This window comes from Achromobacter sp. 1011811831, assembly GCF_059760905.1.
In genome coordinates this window covers 77,672-103,970 of record NZ_JCBANG010000005.1, presented here as the reverse complement: position 1 = coordinate 103,970, position 26,299 = coordinate 77,672, and the positions used below count along the sequence as shown (strand labels likewise).

At 65.2% G+C, this 26,299-nt stretch carries 18 protein-coding genes and 1 CRISPR repeat array; of the genes, 10 read left to right on the top strand and 8 right to left on the bottom strand.

From position 1 onward, the window contains the following. Positions 1-62 precede the first annotated feature (62 nt). The 7 genes from AC6LJ9_RS03730 (at position 63) to aspA (ending at position 10,189) form a co-directional block, all read left to right on the top strand. The gene (locus AC6LJ9_RS03730) at positions 63-938 is read left to right on the top strand and encodes a carbon-nitrogen hydrolase family protein (protein ID WP_498146469.1); all 876 of its coding nucleotides are present in this window, start codon (positions 63-65) and stop codon (positions 936-938) included. A 37-nt stretch (positions 939-975) separates the two neighbouring features. Continuing rightward, entirely contained in the window at positions 976-3,861 is a 2,886-nt protein-coding gene (locus tag AC6LJ9_RS03725) for an aminotransferase class I/II-fold pyridoxal phosphate-dependent enzyme (RefSeq protein ID WP_498146468.1), read from the top strand. Next, complete coding sequence (locus AC6LJ9_RS03720; RefSeq protein ID WP_498146467.1) at positions 3,858-5,315, top strand: biotin carboxylase; 1,458 nt, start codon at positions 3,858-3,860, stop codon at positions 5,313-5,315. Before AC6LJ9_RS03725 ends, AC6LJ9_RS03720 begins: the two co-directional genes overlap by 4 nt. Positions 5,316-5,328: 13 nt before the next feature. Then, entirely contained in the window at positions 5,329-6,327 is a 999-nt protein-coding gene (locus tag AC6LJ9_RS03715; RefSeq protein WP_498146466.1) for a C45 family autoproteolytic acyltransferase/hydrolase, read from the top strand. A gap of 79 nt (positions 6,328-6,406) precedes the next feature. Further along, the gene (locus tag AC6LJ9_RS03710; RefSeq protein ID WP_498146465.1) at positions 6,407-7,717 is read left to right on the top strand and encodes a dicarboxylate/amino acid:cation symporter; all 1,311 of its coding nucleotides are present in this window, start codon (positions 6,407-6,409) and stop codon (positions 7,715-7,717) included. A 22-nt stretch (positions 7,718-7,739) separates the two neighbouring features. Continuing rightward, positions 7,740-8,693, top strand: coding sequence for an amino acid ABC transporter substrate-binding protein (locus AC6LJ9_RS03705; protein WP_498146464.1), 954 nt, complete (start codon positions 7,740-7,742; stop codon positions 8,691-8,693). 47 nt (positions 8,694-8,740) lie between these two features. Beyond that, positions 8,741-10,189, top strand: coding sequence for an aspartate ammonia-lyase (gene aspA, locus AC6LJ9_RS03700; RefSeq protein ID WP_498146488.1), 1,449 nt, complete (start codon positions 8,741-8,743; stop codon positions 10,187-10,189). Positions 10,190-10,232: 43 nt separating this feature from the next. On the opposite strand, the gene AC6LJ9_RS03695 is transcribed toward aspA, so the two are convergent. After that, positions 10,233-11,126 (bottom strand): alpha/beta fold hydrolase, encoded by an 894-nt coding sequence (locus AC6LJ9_RS03695; protein ID WP_498146463.1) that lies wholly within the window; start codon positions 11,124-11,126, stop codon positions 10,233-10,235. 85 nt (positions 11,127-11,211) lie between these two features. Beyond that, positions 11,212-12,213 carry an Lrp/AsnC family transcriptional regulator gene (locus tag AC6LJ9_RS03690; protein WP_212320595.1) on the bottom strand — a complete coding sequence of 334 codons (1,002 nt, stop codon included), beginning with the start codon at positions 12,211-12,213 and terminating at the stop codon, positions 11,212-11,214. Between the two features lie 82 nt (positions 12,214-12,295). Here AC6LJ9_RS03690 and AC6LJ9_RS03685 point away from each other — a divergent pair, with 82 nt between their 5' ends. Together AC6LJ9_RS03685 and AC6LJ9_RS03680 are read left to right on the top strand one after the other, a co-directional pair. Then, positions 12,296-13,600, top strand: a complete 1,305-nt coding sequence (locus tag AC6LJ9_RS03685) for an MFS transporter (protein WP_498146462.1) — start codon at positions 12,296-12,298, stop codon at positions 13,598-13,600. A 90-nt stretch (positions 13,601-13,690) separates the two neighbouring features. Then, positions 13,691-15,118 (top strand): amidase, encoded by a 1,428-nt coding sequence (locus tag AC6LJ9_RS03680; RefSeq protein WP_498146461.1) that lies wholly within the window; start codon positions 13,691-13,693, stop codon positions 15,116-15,118. Between the two features lie 141 nt (positions 15,119-15,259). Next, positions 15,260-16,492: a CRISPR direct-repeat array (repeat unit 28 nt; unit sequence TTTCTAAGCTGCCTGTGCGGCAGCGAAC). Between the two features lie 130 nt (positions 16,493-16,622). Here AC6LJ9_RS03680 and cas6f read toward each other — a convergent pair. Genes cas6f through csy1 form a run of 4 tightly spaced genes read right to left on the bottom strand, consistent with a single transcriptional unit; the run spans position 16,623 to position 20,752 of the window. After that, a complete protein-coding gene (gene cas6f, locus AC6LJ9_RS03675) occupies positions 16,623-17,189 on the bottom strand; it encodes a type I-F CRISPR-associated endoribonuclease Cas6/Csy4 (RefSeq protein ID WP_498146460.1) in 567 nt (188 codons plus the stop codon). A 5-nt stretch (positions 17,190-17,194) separates the two neighbouring features. Then, positions 17,195-18,220, bottom strand: a complete 1,026-nt coding sequence (gene csy3 / locus AC6LJ9_RS03670) for a type I-F CRISPR-associated protein Csy3 (protein ID WP_498146459.1) — start codon at positions 18,218-18,220, stop codon at positions 17,195-17,197. Between the two features lie 55 nt (positions 18,221-18,275). Beyond that, positions 18,276-19,352 carry a type I-F CRISPR-associated protein Csy2 gene (gene csy2 / locus AC6LJ9_RS03665; RefSeq protein ID WP_498146458.1) on the bottom strand — a complete coding sequence of 359 codons (1,077 nt, stop codon included), beginning with the start codon at positions 19,350-19,352 and terminating at the stop codon, positions 18,276-18,278. Next, entirely contained in the window at positions 19,349-20,752 is a 1,404-nt protein-coding gene (csy1, locus tag AC6LJ9_RS03660) for a type I-F CRISPR-associated protein Csy1 (RefSeq protein ID WP_498146457.1), read from the bottom strand. The genes csy2 and csy1 overlap by 4 nt, the downstream gene beginning before the upstream one ends. Positions 20,753-21,442: 690 nt before the next feature. Here csy1 and AC6LJ9_RS03655 point away from each other — a divergent pair. Continuing rightward, positions 21,443-21,727: a hypothetical protein gene (locus tag AC6LJ9_RS03655; RefSeq protein ID WP_498146456.1), complete on the top strand. Its 285-nt coding sequence runs from the start codon at positions 21,443-21,445 to the stop codon at positions 21,725-21,727. Positions 21,728-21,782: 55 nt separating this feature from the next. Here the strand turns inward: AC6LJ9_RS03655 and cas3f are convergent, their stop codons facing one another. Next, positions 21,783-25,277 carry a type I-F CRISPR-associated helicase Cas3f gene (gene cas3f, locus AC6LJ9_RS03650; protein ID WP_498146455.1) on the bottom strand — a complete coding sequence of 1,165 codons (3,495 nt, stop codon included), beginning with the start codon at positions 25,275-25,277 and terminating at the stop codon, positions 21,783-21,785. Beyond that, positions 25,274-26,275 (bottom strand): type I-F CRISPR-associated endonuclease Cas1f, encoded by a 1,002-nt coding sequence (cas1f, locus tag AC6LJ9_RS03645; protein ID WP_498146454.1) that lies wholly within the window; start codon positions 26,273-26,275, stop codon positions 25,274-25,276. Before cas1f ends, cas3f begins: the two co-directional genes overlap by 4 nt. Positions 26,276-26,299 lie beyond the last annotated feature (24 nt).

Sequence of the window (26,299 nt, the reverse complement as noted above, 5' to 3'; positions counted from 1 at the left end):
ACAAGCCGTTTCCGGGCCCCAAGTCCCGGCCAGCAGTCATCAGTAGAAAGGAAGGATCCACAATGAACGGCGCCATGCATGGCAACTTCGGCATCGCCGGCGTGCAGATGAACGTCTCGGCCTTCGAGAACAACGTCGAGCGCATGGGCGATTACCTGCGCCACATCCGTGGCCGCTTTCCCTGGGTCAGGATGGTGCTCTTCTCCGAGCTCGCGCCACTGGGCCCCAGGCACCACAACGCCGAACCGCTGCCCGGCCCCACCGAGACCCGCCTGGCCGAGCTGGCGCGCGAAACCGGGCTGTGGCTGATACCGGGCTCATTGTTCGAGCGCGTGGACGGCCCCGAAGGCCCCCTGGTCTACAACACCACGCCGGTGATCGATCCGCAAGGCGAGATCGTCGCGCGCTTTCGCAAGCTCTTTCCCTTCCGTCCGTATGAGCGCGACGTGGCCGGCGGCACGCAATTCTGCGTCTTCGACGTACCCGGCGCAGGCCGCTTCGGCGTCTCGATCTGCTACGACATGTGGTTCCCCGAGACCACCCGCACGCTGGCCGCGATGGGCGCGGAAGTGATCCTGCATCCGACGATGACGGACACCATCGACCGCGATGTCGAGCTGGCCATCGCGCGCGCATCGGCCGCGCAGAACCAGGTCTATTTCTTCGACATCAACGGCGTGGGCGACGGCGGCGTGGGCCGCTCCATCGTCTGTGATCCCTCCGGCTATGTGTTGCACCAAGCCGACGGCGGCGCCGAGATCGTGCCGATCAGCGTGGACTTCGAGCGCGTGCGACGCGAGCGCGAACTCGGCTTGCGCAACCTGGGCCAGCCGCTCAAGAGCTTCCGCGACCGCGATTGCGACTTCAAGGTCTACCGGCGCGAGAGCCCGGACTTTCCGTATCTGAATACGTTGGGACCGCTGACCAAGCCCGACTGAGATCGGCGCTGGCGACGAAAAAAGCAAGGAGACAAGCATGCCGACACATCCCCCCATCAAGAACGGCACGTCGCTGAGCCGTTACCGTAGTGTCTGGGAAATGCGCGCCGACGGCTGGATCAACCTGGTCGACGACCTGAGCCGCCTGGCCATCCTGCCGCCCGACGATCCCGAACGCGCGCGCCGCCTGGCGCACGTGCGCAGGATCGTCGAATCGCTGACGCCGATCGAAAGCTACTGGGCCTTCCCCGGCGGCCGCGTATTCGGCGAGCTGTGCCACTGGATCGAGCGCGAGGAGCTGGCGCGCGCGCACCAGGCCGCGCGCCGCATCCACCGCGTGCTGGCCGCGCGCACCTACCGCCACGACGCCAACACCCTGGACAGCGACCACGAGCTGCCCTCGCAGATCGAGACCGACAGCGAGCGCCAGGCCCAGCTGGCCCGGCCCTACTTCGAGGTGCTGATCGTCGACGAAATGTCGGCCAGCGAGGAGGACGCGCTGCGGCGGCGCGTGCAGCGCAAGCGCAGCGCCGACGACGACTTCATCTTCGACGTGGTGGTCGTGCCCACGTTCGAGGACGCGCTGATCGCCACGCTGGTCAACTTCAACCTGCAGGCGGTGGTGATCCGCCACGGCTTCCCGTTCCACTCGGTGAACCACAACCACATGCTGCGCCGCTTCCTGGACGGCATGGACGGCAAGGTCGAGGATATGCCCGAGTTCGAGCGCGGCCCGCTGCTGGGCCGCCAGATCGCGCAGATCCGACCCGAGCTGGACCTGTACCTGGTCACCGATGTCAACGTCGAGGCCATCGCGGCGCAGGTTGGCGAAGTCTTCAAGCGCATCTTCTTCGGCGAGGAAGACCACATCGAGCTGTACAGCTCGATCATGAAGGGCGTGGGCGAGCGCCACCGCACGCCCTTCTTCAACGCCCTGCGCGACTACGCCAAGCAGCCCACCGGCGTATTCCATGCGCTACCGCTGGCGCGCGGCAAGGCGATCATGAACAGCAACTGGATCGGCGACATGGCGCAGTTCTACGGCATGAACCTGTTCATGGCCGAGACTTCCGCCACCTCCGGCGGGCTGGATTCGCTGCTGGACCCGGTGGGGCCGCTGAAGCTGGCCCAGGAATACGCCGCCCGCGCCTTCGGCGCGCGCCGCACCTACTTCGCCACTAACGGCACGTCCACCTGCAACAAGATCGTGGTGCAGGCGCTGGTCAAGCCCGACGACATCGTGCTGGTGGACCGGAACTGCCACAAGTCGCATCACTACGGCCTGGTGCTGGCCGGCGCGCAGGTGGCCTACCTGGACTCCTATCCGCTGGATGAGTATTCGATGTACGGCGCGGTGCCGCTGCGCCACATCAAGGAAACGCTGCTGAGCTTTCGCCGCGCCGGCACGCTGGACCGCGTGCGCATGGTGCTGCTGACCAACTGCACCTTCGACGGCATCGTCTACGACGTCGAGCGCGTCATGCTCGAATGCCTGGCGATCAAGCCCGATCTCGTGTTCCTGTGGGACGAGGCCTGGTTCGCCTTCGCCCGCTGCCATCCGATCTACCGCCAGCGCACCGGCATGGCCAGCGCCGCCCGGCTGGCCGAGACATTCAAGGATCCGGCCTACGCCCGGCGTCACGCCGCCTTCGCCGCCGGCATCGACTGGAACGACGACGAACAGCTGCTCAATACCCGGCTGCTGCCCGACCCCGCCCGGGCGCGGGTGCGCGTGTACGCCACGCATTCCACCCACAAGACGCTGACCGCGCTGCGCCAGGGATCGATGATCCATGTGTGGGACCAGGATTTCAAGGACAAGGTCGAAGAGTCCTTCCACGAAGCCTACATGACCCACACATCGACCTCGCCCAACTACCAGATCCTGGCCTCGCTGGACGTGGGCCGCAGGCAGGTGGAACTGGAAGGCTACGAGCTGATCCAGCGCCAACTCGAACTGGCGATGAGCCTGCGCGAACAGGTGCTGCACCATCCCCTGCTCAAGCGCTATTTCCGCTTCCTGCGGGTGTCGGACATGGTGCCGGCGCCTTACCGCGAGTCCGGCGTCGACAACTACTACAACGACGAGACCGGCTGGGACAACCTGGAAACCGCCTGGCGCACCGACGAGTTCGCGCTTGACCCGACGCGCGCCACGCTGGCCATCGGCGCCACCGGCATGGATGGCGACACGTTCAAGAACAAGGAGCTGATGGACCGGTACGGCATCCAGATCAACAAGACCTCGCGCAACACGGTGCTGTTCATGACGAACATCGGCAGCACCCGCTCCGCGATCGCCTACCTGATCGAGGTGCTGGTCAAGATCGCCCGCGACGTGGACGCGCGCGTGGCCGACATGAGTTCCATCGAGCGGCGCATACACGAACGGCGGGTGCGCTCGCTGACGCTGGAACAGCCGCCGCTGCCGGATTTCTCGAGCTTTCACTTCGCCTTCCGGGGCCGCAGCGTGGAGGGCCGCGCCGAGACGCGCGACGGCGATATCCGCAGCGCCTTCTTCCTTTCCTACGAAGACGCCAATTGCGAGTACATCGGCATGATCGAGGCCGGCCAGGCCATCGCCGCCGGCCGCGAGCTGGTGTCGGCGCTGTTCGTGATCCCCTACCCGCCCGGCTTTCCCATCCTGGTGCCCGGCCAGGTCATCAGCGCCGGGATCCTGCAGTTCATGGCCGCGCTGGATGTTCGTGAAATCCACGGCTTCCGGCCCGAGCTGGGGTTCCGCATCTTCAGCCAGGCCGCGCTGGACCTGGCCGCGCAGGCCACCGCCGCACGCGCGGCCCTGGCGCTGGCCGGACGCGCCGCCCAGTCGCAGGCCGGCGACCCGCCCGCGCAGACCGAACCGGCGCTTGTCGCCACGGCGTCCCCCGCCGCCAAGAAGCCCGCATCCAGGAGCAAGAAATGAACAACAAAGTCACCAGCATTTCGGATCTGCAGCTGATGTTCCACCGCAACGAGCGGCCCATCTACTTCATCAGCGCCACCAACTTCAACCTGCTGGGCATGGACCGCTGGGTCAACCGCTTCCGCTACATCAACTACATCGACTGCTTCGACGGACGCCATCCGAACGTATTCGTGCCGCAGGAATCGCCGCACGCGGAGTTCGAATCCATCGAGGACATCAACAACTACCTGCTGCAGCACAAGGACGTGATCGACATGATCGAGCGTCGCGGCGGCAAGCCGGTGGCCACGTTCCTGATGTTCGACGAAAAGACCGAGGAGCTGGCCAGGGAACTGGGCATGGAGGTCTGGTTCCCGCCAGCCGCGCTGCGCACCCGCTGCGACAACAAGATGGAAACGGTGCGCATCGGCAACAAGGCGGGCGTGTATTCCGTGCCGAACGCGCTGGAGAAGGTCGACAGCTACGCGCACCTGATGCAGATCGCCGACCGCAACGGGCTGGGACGCGACCTGGTGGTGCAATCGGCGTTCGGCGACTCGGGCCACACCACCTTCTTCATCGCCTCGGAAGACGATTTCAACAAGCACAAGGACGAAATCGTCAACGACCCCGAGGTCAAGATCATGAAGCGCATCAACTGTCGCGGCGCCACGCTGGAGGCCTGCGCCACGCAGTCCGGCACGCTGGTCGGACCGCTGCTGACCGAGGTGGTGGGCGCGCGCGAGCTGACCCCCTACAAGGGCGGCTGGTGCGGCAACGAGGTCTTCCCCGGCGCGTTCTCGGAAGAGGTGCGCGCCAAGGCGCGCGACATGGCCGAGCGCTTCGGCAACCAGCTGCTGGCCGAGGGCTATCGCGGCTACTTCGACCTGGACTTCCTGATCGACACCGACAGCGGCGAGGTCTACCTGGGCGAACTCAACCCGCGCATCTGCGGCGCCAGCCCGATGACCAACCACGCCGCCTTCGCCTACGCCGACGCGCCGCTGTTCCTGTTCCACCTGCTGGAGTTCTCGGGCGTACCGTTCGACCTGAACGTCAAGGAGATCAACGAGCGCTGGGCGCAGCCGCGCTTCATCGATTCCTGGTCCCAGGTGGTGATGAAGTTCACCGAGGAAAAGGTCGACCAGGTGACGCACGCGCCGGCCACCGGCATCTACCGCATGGCCGAGGACGGCAGCGTGGCCTACCAGCGCTTTGACTATGAGCGCCGCGCCATCGACACCGAGCGCGAAGCCTTCTTCATGCGCATCACCGGGCCGGGCGACTACCGCTACGAGGGCGCCGACCTCGGCATCCTGATCACGCGCGGACGCTCGATGGACGACAACTTCAAGCTCAACATCCGCGCGCGCGATTGGATCCGAGGCATCAAGAACTACTACGCGGGCAAGCCGGTCATGACGACGCAGCACGACGCGGCGCCGGCGCCTGGCTCGTTCAAGATCCTGTAGCGGAGACGCCGCCATGCCGCCCATCAGCATCCGCTTCCAGGCCATCGCGCAGGACCAGCCCGGGGAAAAATGGCACGCGCTATTCGAACGTTCCTGGCCCGCTTACCGTTCCTGGTTTCTGCGCGGCGGTGTGGTTGGACGCCCGACCTATCTGGAATGCCGGCGCGCCCTGCGCGAGCACATGCCCGAACTGGTGCGTGTCTGGGAACAGTTGACGGAACTGGCGGGCGGCGGCGACGTGGAGGCCCGCTTCCTGTCGCTGTGGTGCCCGCCGGCGTACATCGCCGGCTGCTCGCAGTCCGTGTGGATCGACCCGCAGGGTCACGCTGAACCCGCGCTGCTGCGCAACTACGACTTCGCGCCCGCGCTGCTCGAAGGCAATTGGCTGGCCACGCGCTGGACCGGGCGACGCGTGGCGGCGATGGGCGACTGCCTGTGGGGCGCGCTGGACGGCGTCAACGAGGATGGCCTGGCTGCGTCCCTGTCCTTCGGCGGACGCACCGTCTCGGGCATCGGCTTCGGCATCCCGCTGGTGCTGCGCTACATCCTGGAAACCGCGCAGAACACCGCCCAGGCCATCGCCATCCTGCAACGCGTGCCCGTGCACATGAGCTACAGCGTCACGCTGCTGGACAAGCAAGCCGACTGGGCCACGGTGTTCGTCGGCCCGGACCGTCCCGTGGAAGTCACGCGGCGCAAGGCGATCACCAACTACCAGCGCGTCATCGAGTGGCCCGAGCACGCGCGCGCCACCCGTGCCTCGGAACGGCTGGAAGCCATGGAACGGCAGCTCGACGGCCGCACGAGCGAACAGATGATGACCGAAGCGCTGTTGGTCGAGCCGCTGTACCAGAACGCCTGGGCGCGCGGCTACGGCACGCTGTACACGGCCGTATACCGGCCGCTGTCCGGCAGCATCGACCTGCACTGGCCCGGCGCTGTCTGGACGCAATCACTGCGCAATTTCGAAGAAGGCCAACGCGACATCATCTACCGCGCCCCGCCGCCGTAAGTTGCGGTGCTTTTCATCAATACCCGCGCAACGCGCTTTCCCGCGCGCCCACGCCCTGCATCAAGTACGGAGACACACCATGAACAAGAAGAAGATTCCCCCCGCCGCCTGGATCCTGGTCGCGATGGTGATAGGCATCGTGATCGGCTACATGATTTTCATCAACTTCCCCGACAAGAAGGCGGCCACGCAGATCGCCGGCTACATCTCGATCATGTCGGATGTCTTCCTGCGACTGATCAAGATGCTGATCGGCCCGCTGGTCTTCTCCACCCTGGTGGTGGGCATCGCCCACATGGGCGACGCCGCCTCGGTCGGGCGCGTGTTCGCCAAGGCGCTGGGCTGGTTCGTGATCGCCTCGCTGTTTTCGCTGGTCCTGGGCCTGATCATGGCCAACTGGCTGCAGCCGGGCCACAACCTCGGCCTGCCGCTGCCCGACATCGGCTCGGCGACCAACCTGGCGACGTCCAAGTTCACGCTCAAGGACTTCGTCAGCCATCTGGTTCCCAAGTCCTTCGCCGAGGCCATGGCCAACAACGAGATCCTGCAGATCGTGGTGTTCTCCATGTTCTTCGGCGTGGCGCTGGCCGCGCTGGGCGAGAAGGGCAAGACGCTGGTGGCGGCGGTCGATGAACTGGCGCACGTGATGCTCAAGATCACGGGCTACGTGATGAAGCTGGCGCCGCTGGCGGTGATGGCGGCCATGGCCTCCACCGTGGCCGTCAACGGACTGGGCATCCTGCTGAAGTTCGCCGCCTTCATGGGCGACTTCTACACCAGCCTTTTCATGCTGTGGGGCCTGCTGATCCTGGCCGGCTTCCTGTTCCTCGGACCTCGCGTGTTCAAGCTGCTGGTGCTGATCAAGGAAGCCTTCATGCTGTCCTTCGCCACCGCCAGCTCCGAGGCCGCCTATCCGAAGATCCTCGACGGACTCGACCGCTTCGGCGTCAAGCGCAAGATCTCCAGCTTCGTGATGCCGATGGGCTATTCCTTCAACCTGGACGGGTCGATGATGTATTGCACCTTCGCGGTGCTGTTCATCGCGCAGGCCTACGACATCCACCTGTCGCTGGGCACGCAGATCACGATGCTGCTGATCCTGATGCTCACCTCCAAGGGCATGGCGGGGGTGCCGCGTGCCTCGCTGGTCGTGATCGCCGCCACGCTGAACCAGTTCGACATCCCCGAGGCCGGCCTGCTGCTGATCCTGGGCGTGGACACCTTCCTGGACATGGGCCGTTCCGCCACCAATGCCGTGGGCAATTCCATCGCCACCGCCGTGGTGGCCAAGTGGGAGGGCGAGCTGCTGCCGGAGGCCGAGGCCGCCGCCAACGCGGCGCGGATGGATGAAGAACTCAAGGCCAGCCTGGCGCGTCCCGCGCAAGGCTGAGCCGCGCTCCAAGGAAACCGCCATGGCCTCCCGAATTGCCTGGAAACCGTTGCTGGCGCTCTGCGTGGCGAGCGCCCTGCTGGCCGGCCCCGCCGGCGCGCAGGAAAGCGGCGCATCATCCCTGCCCGACGCCGCGCGCGTCACGTTCACGGCCCTGACCGGCACGCTGGCCAAGGTCCGCGGCACGGGCAGCGTCGCGCTGGGCTACCGCGAAGACGCGATTCCATTTTCCTTCCTCAACGCCCGCAAGCAGCCCGTGGGCTACTCCATCGAGCTGTGCAAGGCGCTGGTGTCGTCCATCGAGGACGCCATCGAAAGAACCGTCGACATCCAATGGGTGCCGGTCACCGCCGACTCCCGCATCGACGCGGTGGTCACGGGCCGCGTCGACCTGGAGTGCGGGTCCACCACCAGCAATGTCGAGCGGCAGAAGCGCGTGGCCTTTTCCCCGGTCATCTTCGTGGCCGGCACCAAGGTGATGGTCAAGTGGGGATCGCCGATCAGCTCGTTCCGCGATTTGGCGGGCAGGACGGTCGCGGTGACGGCCGGCACCACCAACGAGAAGGCGCTGCGCGACCTGGACCAGAAGTTCAAGCTCGGCATGCGGCTGCAGGTCGTGAACACGCACGCCGACGGCTACGCGCGCGTGACCCGTGGCGAGGCCGACGCCTTCGCCACCGACGATGTGCTGCTGTACGGCCTGCTGGCGCAGCACGCCAAGACGGGCGGCGGCGAACTGGTGGTGGTGGGCGACTACCTGTCCTACGACCCCTACGCCATCATGTTCCGCAAGGACGATCCGCAGCTCGCCCAGCTCGTCAAGGACAGCTTCCAGGTGCTGGCCGAGGATGGCGAGATCGAGCGCCAGTACCGACGCTGGTTCCTGCGCAAGCTGCCCACCGGCGCCAGCCTGGATCTGCCCATGAGCGCGCAGTTGCAGACCCTGATCGAGACCATGGCCATCAAATCACAATAATTCACCCGCCACCGCGGGACCGGCGTCCCGCAACGAGGAACATCATGATGAGCGACCCGGCATTCCGCAACGAGCATGACCTGCTGGGGGACCGCGCGGTCCCCGCCTGCGCCTACTACGGCGTGCACACGTTGCGCGCCCAGGAGAATTTTCCGATCTCCGGCATTCCGATATCGACCTATCCGGAGCTGATCAGGGCGCTGGCCTACATCAAGCAGGCGGCGGCGCTGAGCAATTGTGAGCTTGGCCTGCTGGACGAACGGCGCTGCGACGCCATCATCGAAGCCTGCAACGAACTGATCAAGGGCCGGCTGCACGATCAGTTCGTCGTCGACGTGATCCAGGGCGGCGCGGGCACGTCAACCAACATGAACGCCAACGAGGTCATCGCCAACCGGGCGCTGGAGCTGCTGGGCCAGAACAAGGGCGACTACCATGTCCTGCACCCGAACGAGCATGTGAACATCGGCCAGAGCACCAACGACGTCTACCCGTCCGCGCTCAAGATCGCGACCTGGTTCGGCGTCCACGGACTGATCGACGCCATGGATATCCTGCGCGAGGCGTTCGAGGCCAAGGCCGAGGCCTTCAAGGACGTGCTGAAGATGGGCCGCACCCAGCTGCAGGACGCCGTGCCGATGACGCTGGGCCAGGAATTCAGCACCTATGCCGTGATGCTGGGCGAGGACCAGGCGCGGCTGCGCGAAGCGGTGATGCTGATCTGCGAGATCAACATGGGCGCCACCGCGATCGGCACCGGCATCACGGCGCACCCCGACTACGCGCCGCTGGTGCTGATGCACCTGCGCAAGATCACCGGCATTCCGCTGCAGACGGCGCCCAACCTGATCGAGGCCACCCAGGATTGCGGCGCGTTCGTGCAGCTGTCCGGCGTGCTCAAGCGGGTGGCGGTGAAACTGTCGAAGACCTGCAACGACCTGCGGCTGCTGTCCAGCGGCCCGCGCGCCGGCCTGGGCGAGATCAACCTGCCGGCCATGCAGGCGGGTTCCAGCATCATGCCCGGCAAGGTGAATCCGGTCATCCCGGAAGTGGTCAACCAGATCGCCTTCGAGGTCATCGGCAACGACGTCACCGTCAGCTTCGCCGCCGAGGCCGGACAGCTGCAGCTCAATGCCTTCGAGCCGATCATCGCGCACAGCATCTTCAAGAGCGTCAGCCACCTGCGCAGCGGCTGCCTGACGCTGACCGAACGCTGCGTGAAAGGGATTACCGCCAACGCGGACCGCCTGCGCGCATCGGTCGAGAACTCCATCGGCATCGTGACGGCGCTGAACCCATACATCGGCTACGCCAATGCCACGTCCGTGGCGCAGGAAGCGCACCTGAGCGGCGGCAGCGTGTACGACATCGTGCTGAGCCGGGGCCTGCTGTCCAAGGAACAGCTCGACGAGATCCTGCAGCCGGAAACGCTCACGCACCCCGTCGCGATGCACCCGGCCGCCGCGCGCAGGCCGCCTGGCGCGTCACAGGGCTAGACGGACTGATGGGCTGGGCGCGCGCCGGTGGCGCCTGCCCGCCTCAAGCCCATCCAAAGAACGCCGCCGCCTCGCGCAGCACCTCGTCGGGGATTTCCTCGGCCAGGTAGTGCGCGCCCGGCAACGGCCCGCCGTCGACCTGGTCGGCAATGGCGCGCCACAGGGCCAGCACGTCAAAGTTCCGGCCCACCGCGCCGCGCTCGCCCCACAGCGCGCGCACCGGCATGCGCAGGCGCTCGCCGGCGGCGCGGCCCTGGCGGTCATGCTCCAGGTCCACGGTGGCGGACGCGCGGTAATCCTCGCAGATGCCCGAGGCCCAGCCGGGCAGGCGCGCGACGCGCTCGTACTCGGCCATGGCCCGCGCGGAGAAATGCGCCAGCCCGCCGGGCCGCCCGCCCATGACCGAGCGCAGGTAGAACACCGGGTCGCGCTCGATCATGGTCTCCGGCATGGGCGCGGGCTGGATCAGCCAGAACCAGTGGAAGTACGCCTGCGCGAACGCGCGCGTGGTGTTCTCGTACATGTCCAGCGTGGGCGCGATGTCCAGCAGCATCATGCGCGTGACGGCTTGCCGGTGATCCAGCCCCAGCCGGTGCGCGACGCGCGCGCCACGGTCATGCGCCAGCACCTCGTAGCGTTCGTGCCCCAGCGCGCGCATCAACGCCGCCATATCCGCGGCCATAACGCGCTTGGAATGCGCGGCGTGGCCGGGCGCGGCGGGCGGCTTGCCGCTGTCGCCATAGCCGCGCAGGTCGGCGGCCACGCAGGTGCGATGCCGCGTCAGTTCCGGCCACAGGCGATGCCAGATGGCACTGGTCTGCGGATGGCCATGCAGCAGCAGCAGCGGCGGCCCGTCGCCGCCGACGCGGGCGGCGATGCGCACGCCATTGACGGCGTGCAGGCGGATCGGAAGGTCGAAGAAATCGCTATCGCTCATGCTCGTCCTGTGTCGTTTGCCCCGAAGGACGCCCGCCGGCCTCGCGGACCGGACGCCCGCTACATCCCGGCCCCGCGCCGCGCCCTCAGTCCTCGGCGCCCAGCAGCGGGCCGGCGCGCACGATGCCGCAGCGCTTGTGCGCGCGCATCACCACGGCCACGTCGCTGTTGAGCACGCCTTCCAGCTCGCCCAGCCGGCGCGTCACCACGTCCCAGAGCTGCGGACTGTCGCGGCACAGCACATGCCAGAACAGCTGCGACGCGCCGCTGGTGCCGAACAGGCAGCGCGTGTTCGGATCGCGCGCCAGATGCGCGGCCAGCGCATTGACCGCCTGCGGCCGCACCTGCACGGAAATCACCGCCTCCACCGGAAAGCCCACCAGCGACGGCTCGACTTCCACGCGGAAGCTCAGTGCGCGCCGGTCCACCAGGCTTTGCAGCATGCGGTGCGCGGTGGGCTCGCTGACGCCGACCTGCTCGGCCAGCTCGGCCAGGCTGGCGCGGCCGTCGCGCATCAGGTGGCCGGCCAGGCGCTGCTCGGATTCCGTGAGCGCGGCGGGCGGATTGGACGGCGCGGGCTCGAGCGCGGCGCCGGCCTCGGCCAGGATGCGCCACTGGCCCGCGCGGCGGAACGGCCGCAGCACCAGCCGCGCCTCGACATGCTCGACGCCGTCGATGGAAGGCAGCACCCGCGTCACCAGGTCCGGCATGTCGGCCTCGTCGGCCAGCGTCAGCTCGGCCATCAGGTCGGCCGAGCCGGCCAGCGTCACCGCCAACTGGCAGCTGTCCAGCGCCGCCAGCCGCTCGGCCACGTCAGGCACGCGCCCGGAACGGCAGCGCACCCAGGCGTGCAGCACCACGCCGCGGCCGGTGACCAGCGGGTCGGGCTCGGCGATGACGCGCAGCGCGTCGGCATCCATCAGGCGCTTCAGGCGCCGGGCCACCGTGCGCTCGGCAATGCCCGTGGCCGCCCCCAGCTCGCGCCAGGACGCGCGGGGCTCGGCCTGCAGGGCGACCAGACAGGCCAGATCGGTGTCATCGAGTGTTGGCATTAGGGACTTACCCTTACTTGACGTGACCATATTCATTAATCTAACGTGGCGGAAATTACCAAATCATAAAAATTAGACGGTCTTTTTGACCAAAAATAAACACCTGATTGAGGACTTCATGAGCAGCCCCTCCACGACCCTGCACGCCAAGCAGGGGGCCGCCGCCGCGCCCGTGTCGCGCGCCCGCACCATCCTGGCCGGTAGTGTAGGCAATGCCGTCGAATGGTTCGACTGGACCATCTACGCATCCTTCGCCATCTTCTTCTCCAGCCAGTTCTTCCCCGAAGGCAACGAGACCACCGCGCTGCTGGCCTCGTTCGGCATCTTCGCGGTCGGCTTCTTCATGCGCCCGGTGGGCGGCTGGCTGCTGGGCATCTTCTCCGACCGCTACGGCCGCAAGGCCGCGCTGGGCCTGACCATCCTGATGATGGCCGGCGGCTCGCTGATCATCGCCGTCACCCCCACCTACGCCACCATCGGCCTGGCCGCCCCGCTGCTGCTGACCGCCGCGCGCCTGCTGCAAGGCCTGTCGCTGGGCGGAGAGTATGCCTCGGCCACGACCTTCCTGGCGGAAATGGCGCCGTCCAACCGCCGCGGTTTCTACTCCAGCTTCGTGTTCTTCAGCGCCGCCGTCGGCATCCTGGCCGCGTCCGCCGTGGGCTGGGTGCTGACGTCCACCCTGACCAAGCCCGAGATGGCCGCCTGGGGCTGGCGCATTCCGTTCCTGCTGGGCGCGCTGGGCGGCCTGGCCGGCTTGTGGATCCGCCGCTCCATCCCGGAAACCGAAGCCTTCTCGCACAGCAAGAAGGCCGGCGTGGAAAAGCAGCCGCTGCGCACCCTGCTGCGCGAGCATCCGGTGGAAGTCCTGCGCATCGTCGGCTTCTCCATCCTGACGACCTTCGCGTTCTACATCTTCGTGGCCTACGTGCCCACCTACGCCATCCGCCAGGTGCACGCCGATCCGAAGACCGCCTTCGCCGCCAACACCGTCGCGCTGATCGTCTTCATGCTGGTGCAGCCGCTGTTCGGCGCGCTGTCGGACCGCATCGGCCGCAAGCCGCAGCTGATCGTGTTCGCCGCCGGCTACCTGATCTTCTTCTACCCCCTGATGACCACGCTGGGCCCGTCCTTCGGCTCGATCCTGGCGGTGGAACTGTTCGGCCTGGTGCTGTATGCCATGTACACGTCCATCGCGCCGGCCATCATGTCCGAGCAGTTCCCCACCAGCGTGCGCGCCGTCGGCATCGGCACGCCCTACAACCTGGTCGTGGCGCTGCTGGGCGGCACCACCCCCTACCTGCTGACCTGGCTGCAGAGCCAGGGCATGGAACGCTGGTTCTTCTACTACGTGCTGGCCGGCGCCGTGATCACGCTGATCACCTTCATCCGCATGCCCGAGACGGTCGGCCAGAAGCTCCGCTAAGGCCCGCCCGGCGCCGCCCTCCGCGCGGCGCGCCCCCGCGCTTTCCGGCACCGCAAGGTCCGGAAAGCCGTTTCATTTTCAGGAAGCCCCATGTCCGCACCCGATACCGCCCTGCACTTCCAAGACGCCCTCGGCATCGGCCGCGCCATCCGTCAGGGAACGCTGACGTCGCGCCAGGCCGCCACGCATTTCCTGGACCGCATCGAGCGCGCCGGCGCGCTCAACGCGTACAGCGTGGTCACGGCCGAGCGCGCGCTGGCGCAGGCGGACGCCGCCGACCGGCTGCTGGCCGCGGGCATCGTGCTGGGCCCGCTGCACGGCGTGCCGGTGGCGGTGAAGGACAGCGTGCAATGGGCAGGCACCGAAGCCACGCTGGGCTCGCAGGCGCGCGCCGGCCAGATCAGCGCCGACACCGCCCAGGCGCTGCGCGCCCTGGCCGCGCACGGCATGGTGATCCTGGGCAAGACGCGCATGACCGAATTCGCGTTCGGGCTGTCCGGCCAGAACGGCACGCAAGGCACCGCACGCAACCCCTGGGACGCCGTTCAGGCCCGCGCGCCGGGCGGCTCGTCCAGCGGCGCGGCCGTGGCCGTGGCCGCGGGGCTGGCGCCGATCGCGCTGGGCGGCGATACCGGCGGCTCCGTGCGCGCGCCGGCGGCGCTGAACGGACTGGTCGGCTACAAGCCGTCGACCGGCCTGATCAGCCGCGCCGGCAGCCTGCCGCTGTCGGACACGCTGGACGTGCTCGGCCCCATCGCCCGCAATGTCGCCGACGCGCGCGCGCTGGCCGTGCTGCTGTCCGGCCCCGACGTCGACGACGCCGCCACGCTGGCGCTGCCCCCGGGCTGCGTGACCGCGCTGCGCCATCCCGAAACGCGCGCCCCCGGCCCGCTGGCCGTGCTGGCGCCCGAGGCCTGGCCCGCCGCGCTGGGCGAGGCCAGCCTCGCGCTGTGGCGCCACACGCTGGACCAGCTGGCCGCCGCCGGCTACACGCCCCAGACCTGGACGCCCCCGCCCGGCCTGTCCTTCGACCGCATGGCCGAGGACAACTCGCTGGTGCTGGCCTACGAGGCCTACCGCTACTACGGCGCGCTGGCCGAAGACCCCGCCCAACCGCTCTGGACCGTGGTGCGCTCGCGCATCGCGGCCGGCGGCCGCATCCGCCAGGCCGACTACGAAGCCGCCCTGCAACGCCGCGACGCCGACATGGCCGCCTACGCCCGCGCCATGCAAGGCCACGACGCGCTGCTCATGCCCGCCTGCGACCAGGCCGCCCAACCGCTGGACGCCGCCGACCTGCGCCACGCCGGCCTGGGCAAGCTGCTGCGCCCGGCGAACTTTCTGGGCGCGGCGGCGATTTCGCTGCCGGCGGGGTTTGATGGGGAGGGGATGCCGATCGGGGTGCAGCTGTTGGCGCCGGCGGGGGAGGATGCGGCGTTGATGGATTGCGCGGCGGCGGTGGAGGGGGTGTTGGGGGTGGAGGTCAGGCGGCCGGGGGTGGGGGCTTGGGGGTTGTAGGAACCAGGGAGGGCAGGCGGCGAGGTTGTGGTGTTTGGGCGACTGGGAACTTGCTGCTCAGGGTGGTGCTGGATTCGGTTTTTTTCAGCACTGCCTGTACGGCAGAGAACCCGCGCCGCGCTGGCAAGCGCCACTGTAGCCTTTCTAAGCTGCCTGTGCGGCAGCGAACCATCGTGTAGCTGTCCTGCCACTGGCCGGCTTTTTCTAAGCTGCCTGTGCGGCAGCGAACGTAGCACGGTTGGCGGCAAGCTCTTTTTGGTTTTTCTAAGCTGCCTGTGCGGCAGCGAACTACCAGGGCTTGGCGCGCGACGCCGAGTTGGCTTTCTAAGCTGCCTGTGCGGCAGCGAACATAGTCCTCATAGTCAAGGTTTCCCTCCACCATTTTCTAAGCTGCCTGTGCGGCAGCGAACTTGAGCCGTCGGGGTCCGCAAACCATCCAGCATTTTCTAAGCTGCCTGTGCGGCAGCGAACGTGTCGCACGTCGAAGAGGCCGCGAAGGAAATTTTCTAAGCTGCCTGTGCGGCAGCGAACAGCATAAGTCACCTACCTAGCCGCTGCTTACTTTTCTAAGCTGCCTGTGCGGCAGCGAACATCCTGGGGCACATCAACCGCGCCCGCGATCGATTTCTAAGCTGCCTGTGCGGCAGCGAACTCCTTAAAGTCGCGCCCGTCCTTCTCAGTCTTTTTCTAAGCTGCCTGTGCGGCAGCGAACGTACTGGCTCCCGTACCTGATCGTTCTGTTCGTTTCTAAGCTGCCTGTGCGGCAGCGAACCACGTCGGGTCCGTCCTCATGACCCTGCTCGTTTTCTAAGCTGCCTGTGCGGCAGCGAACAAAGGGTGCGACAAACCGGGGCTTTACACCGGTTTCTAAGCTGCCTGTGCGGCAGCGAACGCTGAAGACCTACATGGGTTTTAAGGCCATGGATTTCTAAGCTGCCTGTGCGGCAGCGAACCATCTGATCTGCAAAGCCCTGGCTTGCCCCAATTTCTAAGCTGCCTGTGCGGCAGCGAACAGTGCAACCGCGACTACGCGTTGCTACCTGCAGTTTCTAAGCTGCCTGTGCGGCAGCGAACGAATGAGGGTGTCCATGGTGTCTCCTTGCCCCTTTCTAAGCTGCCTGTGCGGCAGCGAACGCACGAACCTGCGTGAACAGCGCAACTTCATTTTTCTAAGCTGCCTGTGCGGCAGCGAACATCAGCAGGCTGGTACGGTCCTTGGTGGCGGTTTTCTAAGCTGCCTGTGCGGCAGCGAACTCGTACAGCGCCAGCGCGCCGATGATCAGGAATTTCTAAGCTGCCTGTGCGGCAGCGAACGTGCACCAGCGTGCCGGCATCAACGGCGCCAATTTCTAAGCTGCCTGTGCGGCAGCGAACTATGGCCAAAAACCACTAACCCATTGATTTTTAAAGAAACAACGTTCAAAACCTCACCAACACCCAAATTCCGGGCGCATTCCTAACCCATTGATTTTTCAGGTCTTCCAATCACACCCAAAAAAAGGGTTCAAAACCACGGCACCGTACCGCCCTGGCTCAGGCCATAGGAATTGAACCCTCTACCGGCCCCGCCTTCCTCCCCGCGCTCCTGAGCAATGAACAGGCAGAACGGCTGCCTGGTGCTGGCGCTGTTCAGACGGACGAAGGGCAATTCGACCTGACGCTCGACGCTATCGGGAATGGCTGCGGTGGCCTGGTCCGCCGTTTCTCCCTTGCGACGCATGCGGCGGCGGCGCAGGCGTTCCGCGCTGGTCTTGAACTGACGGCGCTGCACCACGTAGCGCGGCGCGTCGGATGGCGCAAGCGCCAAGTCAGTCAGCCGAACGTGATCCCGCATGCCCTGCAGCCATGCCAGGGCCATCAGGCCCTGAAGCGCATCGGGATCGCCGTGCAACCTCAGTACCGAGCCCATGGTGCGCGGCCGCAAGCGGTATTGGGGAAAGCTGACCCCGATGCTTGCCGATTGAAGGTGCACCAAGGCCCGATGCAGCTTGGCCACCAACGCCCCCAGCAGATGCGCGTGGCTGAACTCTGGATCGGGCAACAAGGTGATGTCTATATAGTGGGTCGTCATGGCGGTCAGCTCGCGTCGCCGAACACGCCGCCACGGATCAGGACCGCCATCACGAAATGCTGTTGCTCGGCCGGCGGCACCTTGTCCTTGAGCAGCCAATCGTCCAACAGGGTATAGAAATCCTGCTTCTGCTTGGGCTGGCGATAGGCCTTGCCTTGCGTGGTGACCGAACCGTAGGGCTCCACGGCGATCGGCCCCAGATCGTGCGCGCCTTCGTACCAGGTATCGATAGTGCGCAAGGCATTGCCGATCTTCTGGGAATGGATGGCGGCGATCTCCAGGCCTTTCTCGCCGATCTGGTAGAGCGTCTTGCTCTTGTCGCCGCGCCCGCGATCCAGGATCAGTTCCTGGGACGGAAACACCTCCTGCCCGGCGCCTACTCGCAGGAAAGCCGTGACCTGCAGCAGCACATGACCGCCAGCTAGGCCCTCAGCGATCACAGAACCCAGTGACTTCACCTCATCACTCAACGCATCCAGCGCGCGCAGATTCTGCGCCAGGGCATCGAAGCGCCATTGCTGGTCAGCCTTGCCGTCCTTGAGCCGCGCCACATCCACGCGCACATGCTCCGCGCCGACCCGGTTGCGCCACAGGAAGCGGCCATTGGCCAGGTTGGCCGCATAGCGGTTGGCCAATTCGGCATAGCCGTGCTCCGTGACGTAGGACTGCACGGTCTGCAAGAGCTTGGCTTGGTATTGCGCGCTATTGCATGCGCTCGGCGTGCCCGTGCCGGGTAGCACGCGCAGCGTGAATTGCACCTTGAGCGTGTCGGCATCCGCAGGCAGGGTCGCCACGTCCACGGTTTGCAGGTTGGGGTTCTCTATCGCGGCGTCGAGCTTGGCGGGATCCTGGTCCTTGGCCTTGAGGCGGTTGGAGATGGTGCCGCGCACGGATTTCTCGCGCAGCCGAACGGGCGGCCACGATGCGGATTTCGCCAGATCCTCCCAGTTGCCGGCATGGAAGACGGCGTCGGAGGGATCCAGCTTGCGTTCAAAGGCCAGTACGGAGGCGGTCTTGAGTGCGTTCGACATGATGATTCAATCCTTGTAGATGGCGTATTCAAATCAACGGGACGAGCGGCGAGGCTCAGGAATAGGGATAGATCTCGTCGTCATCTTCCTGCCCGGTCTCATCCGTGACGGAAAGCTGCGACGGATCTGGCGCATAGTCGTTGCGGCAGCGATACAGGCCCAGGGCTTCGTCGGTCTCGGCGCGCCAGAACAACTGGTCCAGGTGCGTGAGCCGGTGCGGGCTGATCCATTCGCCCATGGAATAGACCGATTCGACGAAGCGCAACGGGGTCGCGGTATCGCGGGCGTTCAGGACAGAACCTGCTTCGTGCAGCGGCGATAGCGCGACATAGCCGACAGGAATCGGCACGGTCCAGCCGCTGCCGGCGCCGCGCCATGGATCCGCCCAGCGCTGCTTGCCATCGGCGGGCGTGGGTTCGCCGTCCTGGAGTAGTACCGGCTCGTGGTTGAAGCGCGAGGCATGGAGCCAGGCGTCCAGCAGGGACACCTGTGGATCGCGCTCGCGCAGGCGACTCAACCGATCAGCCAACAGGTCATCGCGTCCGACCAGAGCAAAACCTGGCAGCCACTGGCGCCGCCATTTGCGGAACTGCTCATCGCGTTTCTGCGTGTCGTCCGCAAGGACTGCCATCCAGGGACGCACACGCCGGCCGGGCGCGGCGCGTGAAGGCAGCAGGCTGCCGCCGGCTATGCGCATTTGGGACAGCACATCGCCTGCCTTGTCTGCCCAAGGCCGTGTGAAGGTGTCATCGTCGCCCAACAACTTTGACGCGGCGCCAGCAGCACGGTTTTCCGAGACGGTGAAAACCAGTGTGATTTCCAGATGAATGCGGCCTTCCTCAACAATGGCCGCCGTGCTGCCGTCCTTGTCCACGGGATTGCGGGTCAAGTTGAAGCTGCGCACATAGCCTTGTGTCGTCTGTTCCTGATGATGGTGGCAGATCACGCCTACGGTGTGCAGCCGCAGCGGGACGTTGGCCTTGACCAGATTTCGCTCCAGCGCCCACATCAGGCCGGTGAAGGCGGTGATGGAGGGAAAGCCGTGCGTCAGCGGGCTGGAGATGGCGTTGGCGTTTTGGATGCGGAGGTGGGGGAATACCAGAAGTGCTTCAGAGGAGAAGAGAGCATTCACCGTACGTCCCCCCGCCCTGCCGTAGGCGAATCACCGTCTTGACGCGAAATGCGATCAGACGCATCCAGCTGCCTGCGCAGTTCATGAAGCTGCTGAACGAATCCATCTTCGTCGGCAAGCAGTTCTTTTTTCCACTGCCGCGCCTCTACGTCTCCAACTGGCAATTGCGCAGACAAATGACGATTTAGCCAGTTCGCAAAACGGCGGCCAATCTCATTGGGCCAATTCATAAGCAGCCATTCTCGAGCGAACTCGGACTCTTCAGGCAACTCCCCCCGCAATGGATCCAGCCACAACTGTTCTTCTCGGGCCAGTTTCTGGAATCGTTCGACATCGCGCGTCCAGCCCGCAGGAAACGTCTGCAAGAATTCACCTGCCATCGTCACGATTTCGTCCACCACAACATCGATGTAGGCATCTCGACGTTGGCGGGTCTGTATGTTGGGTGCAGGTTCTGTAGCAAGAAACGCGCGCAGATCGCGAATTGCCCTGCGGATTTCCGGACGAACGATATAGAGCTTTTCAAATACCGATTCGACGTGAGCGGGTTGCCAGAGCTTCGTGCGGCTCCACGTCGGTGGCAACGAGGCGAGCAAATAGTTCACTCCGCCGCGCTCGCTATTCAGCTGCGAAATGTTCTGAGGCTTGGTGCCACCGAGCTTCTGTGCGGCCAGCCCCGGATAGTCCCGATACACGCCATCATGCGGCTTTCGCTCTCGCCTTGCCTGACGGGCCGCCTTGTTGGCATCGCCAAAACGATCCTCCTGAATTTGAGCGTACAACTCATGGACAAGAGATGTGGCGTGCAGGGGCGCGAGCAGCACATAGTCGTCATCTGTGCACGGATCGTCGGCAGCAAGCCAATACACCTGCTTGGCTCGCGTATGCGAACTGGGAGCGCCGGCACGTGGCTGTGTGAGCCCTATGAATGCATCACTCAAGCTTTGAGCTTGAGCCGGGTTGTCGTGCAAGGCTAGGCGTGCGGCCTCATCGTTCGTCAGCAATGCGGTCAGCAAGCTAATACCATCGACTTCAAGCTTCAGCAGCTTGTACACATCGAGCGCCGCAGCATTGCCGACCACATCCCCAACAAAGGACTGCCCCAACACATGGCTGCCCAGTTCCTTCAATGGAGACAGGCCGCGAGGGTCCACATAAAGATTGGTACCTCGAGCATCAGGATGTACTGGCTTGAGGGAATGGGTCACAGCCTGGATTTGTTCGACACGTTTGGCTGCGCTAAGTAGCCATGTGTCACGCGCGTACGCCGCAATGATCTCTTCGCGTTGAGAGTCATCGGGGCCTAGCTTTTCGAGCTTGGACTGCAATCGCTCCAGCAGGAATTGGTCGATTGCGGCACGAAAGCGTTCCTTGCGCCTTGTTACATGAACATCGGACATGGGGAATACCTTTCACGCAAAAAGGGAGATAATTTCCCAGTCAGCGATAGCCGACTGGGAAGGATGGATTACGGCGTTTCAGCCGTCACAGCTCTTCTGAGCGCGTGATTGCTTGTCACGATTCCTCTTCTCTTTGGTTGGTGCCTCGACAGCACGTTGTTGACATGTCGTGACGCAGATTCGAGCTGCGTCACGACCCCCTGCATAATTTAATCCAGTCAATGCAGCTGTGTAACGGCACAGTAAATTCATATTGCCGGTTTATCGTAGCTTGAAAGGGTGTTATCGTGCAAGCCTCTGTCGCCAGACAGCTTAGTAAAGTCACTGCAGCTGCGTGACGGCTACTCTTCTCTGCTGAACAAGCAGCATGAATTTGTCGGGACAGTCTTGCATCACGCAAGTTGACTCGTCATCTAACAGTGACAAACCCAACTCGTTGAACCCAGCCATTGCCATTTAGTCGCTACCCGACGCGACTCAGTCGCTTTCAATGGCGAGTGTATTGAGCACCTACGGGCAATACGTATTTACGATGCAAATACGTATCCGTATCGTTGACGTTGGACACTTTGCTACCACAGGCACCACCGTCAGAGTCTGCGCAAACTCCACGCACAACAACCCATTTCCCACGACAAGGTATTCGCATCATCTGCGCGCATCGCTCGGAACCATGGGAGTACTCCCGCCGTGCTGAAAGACCGCCTGAAATCCCGCCTGACCAAAGACCGTCCAATGACCTCGATCACGCTGCGCATTCCGGTGGACGTGGTCGAATCGATGAAGACCATCGCGCCGCATCGCGGCTTTTCCGGATACCAGGCCCTGCTCAAGTCATACCTCAGCGAAGGCTTGCGCCGTGACGAGCAGCAGTTCGCTTCCGCCTCGCATGCCCGGCTGGTTGAAGCGCTCAAGCGCCATGGCGTTTCCCCCGCGCTGATCGAGCAGGCCGAACGCGAAGCGGCCGACGCCTGACGCGGGCTGTGTCTGCGCACCGCCTCGCGCGAGCCCGCCCGCACGGTCGCCTTCATCATTTCGCCTTGAATCCCAGACACTCGTGATACCACCAGCCCTGCCCTGCGTTGTCGGGCAGGCTGGCGATGGCGTATCGCTGCGCGCAGTCCGGCAGCGACTGCCCCAGTTCCTGCGCCAGCGCCATCAAATCCTCCAACAAGTTGCCTCGCAGCCACGGTGTGACGCTGCCAGTCGCGATGCGTTCCAACGGCACCGAATGACGCTGGAAAGCATCGACCGGCACATGCAGGGGTTTCCTGCGATCCCGCTCGTCGACCACGCGATGCAGCAACAACCGCTCTTCCTCATCGTCAGGCAGCAGCGCCACATCCACGCGCGGAGCCGGATCATGGCGAAAGCGCTGGAACTGCGGCAACAGGCCCGTCAACCAAAGGTTCTCGCAACTGACCCAATGCAGGCTCGCCGAACGCTGCACGGACGGCGCGTTTGGATTGTCCGTGGCGGGGGGCAGCATCGCTTCGTGCATGCGCGCATGTTCCAGATCGACCAGATTGCGGGTGGGACGCGGCCCTTCCTTGACGACGGTGATGCGCGCGCGCGCGTCAACCGGCCAGATGGCCGCGCCGGCAGTTTCCCTGGCCAGCAGCGACTGCAGTTGATGCGACTTCAGATGGAAGTAACGCTCCATGCCCGTCTTGCCGCCGACCTCATCCATCTCAAAGCCAGGCTTGCAGAAGGCGGCCTTGCCCGGCAACTTTTCATACGCCCGCAGATTGCTGTCCAGCACCCGCATGTTCACCCCGCCCGCCGGGCCTGCCCGATGCCGCCGCACCCGTCCGGCCAGCTGGATAAGCGATCGCATCGACGATGGTTCGACCACGGCCCAGTCGTAGTCATGGTCTCGCCCCACTTCCGTGACCGGCGAACCCAGGACGATGAACAGGTGATGCGGTTCCGGGCTGGCGTCCATCAGGGCGCGTATCGACGGCTGCTGGAAGACCGGATCGGCTCCATCGGCGGAGCGGCGGTCAAGCACGGTGTCGAGCTGCCGCTCGATGCTGGAACGCGCCAGCAAGGGAAACTGCGAGTGGTAGACGCACAGGTGCACGCGCACACCAGACGCGGGCGCGCCTTGGGCGTACATGGCCAGCGCCACGTCGAACAACGGACCGATGTTCGCCATGCGGATCAGGCCGAAGCTCACGCGCTTGCCGCTGGCCGGGTCGACGCCATGGTTGTGCGGCTGCTGATGCATTTCCCAGGCCTGCTCCAGCACGTGGCGGGCGAAGTCGCGGCGCCGTTCTGCTTCGTCCATTGCGCTCCACTCGGCCGGCAGCGCCGCAATGGCGGCCAGCCGGCGCGGCTCGGCCTGGGCGAGCTGTACCAGACGCTTTTCCACGAAGCGCGCGTGGCAGGCACGAAAACCCTGCGCATCGGCGCAATCCTGCTCCTGCTGATGGAACTCGTCCATCCACAGGCAGCAGATGGCGGCGGGTTCGCCGGGCCGCTCGGCGCGATGACGCTGATACACCTCGCGTCCGGCGCGGTAGGCCAGGAACAGCCCCTCGACCAGCGCCGGCGGCAAGGTGGCCGAGGACAGCAACACGCGCGCACCCAGCAATCCCGCCCAATGCACCAGCCGCGTCAACGCGGGCAGGTCGGCCATGTCGAAATCGTCCGGCTCGTCCAGCACCAGGTCGCTGGTCATGAGCCGCAGCATGGGCGCGATCTGGCGGCCGCCGCGCAGGCTTTCCGTGGCGGGGGTCAGATGGTCCACGGTGCAGGCCAGCACGGGCGCGGCGATCAGCGAGCGAACCTGGGCATCGTCGGTCAGGCGTTGCAACAGCGGATGTCGCTCGTCGCCCTCGAACAGCACTTGCCCGCCTTCGTCGAGCAGCGCCTGACGCGAAGCCGAGCCCGTCGCCTCGGCCCGGGCTTCCCAGTATTCGAACAAGGCGCGGCTGGCGCCGCCGCCGACCTTGATGGCCAGCTGCTCATCGCCCAGGCCCAGATCCTTTTGAAACACGCGCCCCGTCTGCAAGGTCAGGGTGCGCAAGCCAATGGCGAATGCGCAGCGCATGCCCATGCCAGGGTCGGCCAAGGCATTCATGATGCGGGCATTGCCCAATGTCTTGCCGCAGCCGGTCGACGCCATATTGACGATGAACGCGCCCTGACGCCGCGCGCGCTCACGCACGCCGGCGGCCAGGTCGGCCGCCTTGTCCTGCCACTGGAATCGCGGATTGGAATTGCGCTTTTTCAGGCCACGGTGATTTTGCAAGGCAGGCAGGCTGCGCGTCAGCGTGGGCAACGAACGCGCCACCAATGTGGCATGGGCCTGCACGCCGAGCAGGTGTTCGTCCAGCGTCTGGTTGAACAGGACCTTCCCGGCTGGCGCATCATGGTTTCCGCGCGTGTTCGCGTACAGCGGATAGCTCGCATTGCGATAGGGCTTGCGCTGCGCTTCGTCCTCGATGCTTGAGTAATGATGATCGGCCAGCATCAGGCACATGCGCGAGACGTGCATCGCGAATGGGTCCGTCATTGCCGTGTCCCAGTCCGACGGCCGCGGTAGCTCCAGCAGTTTGCGTGCATAGCGTGCGGCCTGCTTGCGCCATGCAAGTGTGCCTACAGGCAGCCCAAGCGGAAAATGCCAGTGGGCATGCACACTGGCAACGGACGCATCCTCGCGAGGTTCATTCCAATCGGCGCTGATTCGCTGCAACAGCCCGTGCAGCTCGGCGGCGTTCACGAACCGGGGATGGGCGCCAAAGCGCCGCCAGCGATACTGCGGTTGATCGATATCCTCGCCGATACTGCCGCTGTCCTGCGGCACCGGCTTGCATGGCAGACGATGGTGCGTCAGCACCAGCCAGGCCACGGCCTGAGCCAACGGCGGCAACGAGGCGAAGGGCGGGCATTCTCGGGCCTGCGGCTCGTCAATACCGTCGCGCAGCAGGCGGCCCCCTTCGGTATCCAGCCATGACATCTCGAAAGCCTGTGCTTGCGCGTCCGCATCGGCGCTAGCGGCCAGCCGACGCAGCCAACCCGCGTCGTCGTCATCGCCCACAAAGGCCTGGAACAAGCGCACCGATACCCATTCATGACGATAGTGATTGCGCTCTCGCAAGCCAGGCTGCTTGAGACGATCCTGGAACGCCTGCGTCGCTTTTCCCAGATCGTGCATCAGAGCGGCCAGCGCGGTCAGCGCCGTCATCAGCGGCAAATGATGCCAGTGGCTTTCGTCTTCGACACGCAGCACATCGCTGGCTGTGGTGTTGGTGGGGACGGCGCCCACGGCGTTGAACTGACGCGCATCGCCGACGATCCACAGCAGTTCGCTATGGTCGCGGCCGCGTATCCAGTGGCAGGCCACGGCGGTGTTCTTGCGCGCGCGCTGGCGCAGCAGCCGGCGCACGGCGTCCAGGCCGGCCTGGGTGATGGGCGTCTGCCAGGTACGGTCTCCGCGCCGCTCGGCATACTGGTCCAGGATGCGGCGCGTCTCGGTCAGCGCCCGCTTGGAGCATTGGGACACGAAAAGCACGTTCATGGCCGGGGCTCCGTATCATCCCCCAGGGCCGCCAGGCGCGACGTTTCCAGCGCGATGCGCTTGAGCGTGTCGATGACGAAATCCAGGGCCTCGTTGCGCGTCAGCGCCTCGATGGATTGGCGGCGGAACTGCTGTTCGTCGTCGCCGCGCATGGCCGACAGAAAGGCTTGCGGCAATATCACGGCGTCCTTGATCAGGTCCGCGGCATCAAACACCAGGCCACCACGACGCGTCTTGCCGTGCAGAACGGCCAGGCCATGCGGCAGGCCCAGCACCCAGGTGGCGGTAGCGCCCAGGCCATATGCCAGGTAGTTGCCATGGTCGAGATAGCGGTTGGCGATATCCGTGCCGCTACCACGCTTGGCCCTGGTGAAATCGCCGTAGCCCACCGTATCGACGGCAAGCTTGAACAGTGATTTAGTCAGCTGCGCTTCGCCGAGCAACAACGCGGTGACGTCCGGCGCATTGTCGATCTGCGTACCGGCTTGCTGCCGCAGCGCCGTCAGACGTTCACCGTCCACCTCGAAACCGGACTCGCGCATGGCGCGCGTGGTCCATGCGGTGTGCAGGCACTGCAACCGCGCAGCCTGTAATTGCTTGGCGGCATGCAGGCGCAACCCGTCGTCGAACCAGAACCGGACCCAGGCCTGCAAATACTCCGTCGGCCGATATTCGCTTTGCGGTGCGAACCAGGCCACCTCGACATCCAGCTCGTTGGCGCTGAACAGCGGCGTGCCTCCGCCGCCGCAAAAACCGACCAGCACGCCTGCCTTGGCCAGCTCGCGCATCGCCGCCTGTGTGACGGACGTGCCCGTCCCGAGCAGGATGCTGGTGGTATTGGCAATGGGAATGTTCCAGTACAGCTGTTTCTTGCCCGTATCCGTCACATACTCGACGCGGCCGCCATTGACCAACACCCGGCAATGTTCCAGGTAATAGATGTTGGCGCGCTTGGAATGCAGAATGCTCTTGAGATCGGCGGCGCGTATCGCTTCCATGCTTTCCCCGTTGCAGATTCGGAC